The following is a 2,533-nucleotide window of genomic DNA, read 5'->3' as shown; positions in this document are numbered from 1 at the left end:
GCCGCCGAGCACGCCGACGGTCAGCGACTCGCCGCGTTCGGCCTTTTCGAAGAAGCGGTTCAGCCGCTCCCGGTTGCCGAAGGAGACGACGGCACGTTGCAGCAATTCCTCCGTCACCTCCGGAATGCCCGCGTCCTGCCGAAGAGAAGCTGTCGGTTCCGATAGCGGAGTGATCTCCGGGACGTCGACGAAGAGTGTGCCTTCCCCATCGCCGTCGAACACCCCGGCGATTATAATCCGGCAGGGATTCTCGATGTCAGCCGGGATGGTGAAGATTTCGGCAAGTTCGGTCCAGTCTGTGGTGCCTTGCGAAATTTCCGTGCGTTTCGCCAGACGGACCATCTTGCCGTTCCTCAGAAATTCAATCCGGAGTTCGATCCAGAAACGGCCTTCGCCTTTCCGGGACAGTTCTGAGCGAAAACGGCTGCTGACGCGGTACTTCCCGGGAGCGAGGCGGCGGGAGGGACCAATGTTGACCCAGCCGGGGACGTTGAGACGATAGCCAACTGGAGTCTTATGCCCGGGAATCAGAGCGCCGTGATCATACCATAATACGTGGTAGTTGCCCGGAATCTGCGACATGACCGGCAGCAGCAACGGTTTTTCCAGACCGGAGAGATAGCCGGAGAGTATCTGCTGCACAGGGACTTCCTCGATGGCCTGACCGGAGGATACGGAGAAGGGTTTCACGCCGTCGGCGGAATATTCCCGGCCGATGCGGTTCCAGCGGCCGCAGACGAGGGGGATGGCGCTCTTCTCACGGTCGCTCCGGTAGAACACCCGGGGCGCTTTCAGGAGTCTTACCGAGTAGTGCTGCGCATGCACGGTCGGCGCGTCGGAGGTGACCGAAACGGTCTGCCGCAATGCCGGCCCCTCACCGAACTCATATTCGGTGACGCTCCAGACATACGGTGTGAGCAGCCCGTTGTTCTCCATCGTCCGCAGCGCGGAGGCGATCCGCAGATACGGTTTGCCGTTCCGCAGATAGCAGCGGCTGCCGGTATCCGGGTCGAGCGAGGCGCGCCCGTCCGGAACCGTTTCGCTGCCGTTGAGTAAAACGACATCCTGATTGCGCACGATGACCGTTCCCTTCGTGTCGGCGAACTGTCGCAGTCCGCCGCCGTTGCGGTCGATGACCGCCCGATAGTGAGGAGTCTGGACCAGCCAGCGGTAACTGCCGTGTGTGATCTTTACCGCTGCCGGAGCGGGATTTCCGGTGGCAACCGTGTTTCCCGCCGGGCGGATGGTGAAATCCACCACCCGGGGCGAACGATTGTCCGCCAGGCTCAACGGGCCGGGCTGCACATGAAACGCGACGAAGTGCGGCGTCTTCGCCTTGCCGGGGAGCTGTTCCCACAGCGCGGCGCCGTCGTTCCGGTCGGAGAGCGGCAGATTGTCCACGATCTCCACGCCGCCGTCATCGTTCCAGAGGCGCAGAAGAGGCCGATTCCAGTCCAGCGGTTTGGTGATGCTCTGCCAGAGTATCGGGCTCAAAAATGGACGATAGGAGCAGGCGGACATCGGCAGAGCACCGAATACCCGGTCGCTGATCGCCGCCGGGTCGAAGCGGTCCTCCACCACTCCTTCGGCGGAATACACCCGGTAACGGTCGATCGATACGAGCGGGAGGACGAAGGCGCTGCGCTCCGTCGGGCGGCAGTTCAGCAGTGTCGATCTGATGTTCAATTCGTTGCCGTTCAATGTGTAGACCAGCTCCATGCCGGAGGCGAGTTTCGCCGTGATGACGATCGTTTTTCCGTCGACGCGATGGCGGAGCGACTGTATCTCCGCTTTCTGCGGCGAATCGCCGAACAGGCGGCCTGCGCCGATATACGGCCCGAAGCGCAGCGGCAGACCGGTTTTGCGGTCGACTTCGAACTCCCAGCCGCCGCGGACGATCAGCCGGTCCGGCGTCTCTTCGACGTGCCGGGCTGCCGTCTGAACCGGAGCGAATTTCTTTTCCCGCAGGGGCGGCAGCGGCGCCGGGGTGCCCGCCGGCCGGAAGGCGAACACCGCCTCCCCGAATGCCGGAATCGTATGGGTGAAGGTCGCAAATGAGTTCAGCGGCCCTTCGCCGAGTTTCCGGCCGCTCTGCAGTTCATAGACGACCACCTTTTCTCCGGAATCGAATCCCATTTTTTCCACCGGAATCTGGAACGTCACTTCACGGGGATGGCCGAAGAGGCTGACCGCGGCGACGGTGGCGGCCCGTTTCATGACGTGCAGTGGAGCGAACACCCCCGGGGTGCTTTTTACCGCCAGGTAGTCGACTTTGCCGCGCCGCATTTCAGGCAGGGCGCTGCGGATGTCGTTGAGCCGGGCGAGTAATGTGCCGATCCCCTTGTCCGCGCCGTGGAGGATCGAGGGCATACCCTGCGAGAAGAACAGGATCGAACGGAACGCCCGCCCGGCATTTTGACCGACGATTCCGGTGGCGTGCGTGGGAAAGCCGTCATGCACCTCGATAAACCGTTCGATGATGGTACCGGGAGGGGTGAGCAGCATCTTCTCCTGCTGATAGCGGGCGGTCTCC

1 protein-coding gene is annotated in these 2,533 nt (G+C 62.6%); it reads right to left on the bottom strand.

The window, feature by feature from the left end; all coding sequences use genetic code 11:
• Positions 1-2,533 (bottom strand): hypothetical protein (locus ACMLHG_RS07720; RefSeq protein ID WP_417170131.1); only part of this gene is annotated, 2,533 nt, incomplete at both ends.

The organism is Victivallis sp., assembly GCF_048170485.1.
Taxonomy (GTDB): Bacteria; Verrucomicrobiota; Lentisphaeria; order Victivallales; family Victivallaceae; genus Victivallis.
This window is presented reverse-complemented; position numbering and strand designations above follow the sequence as displayed.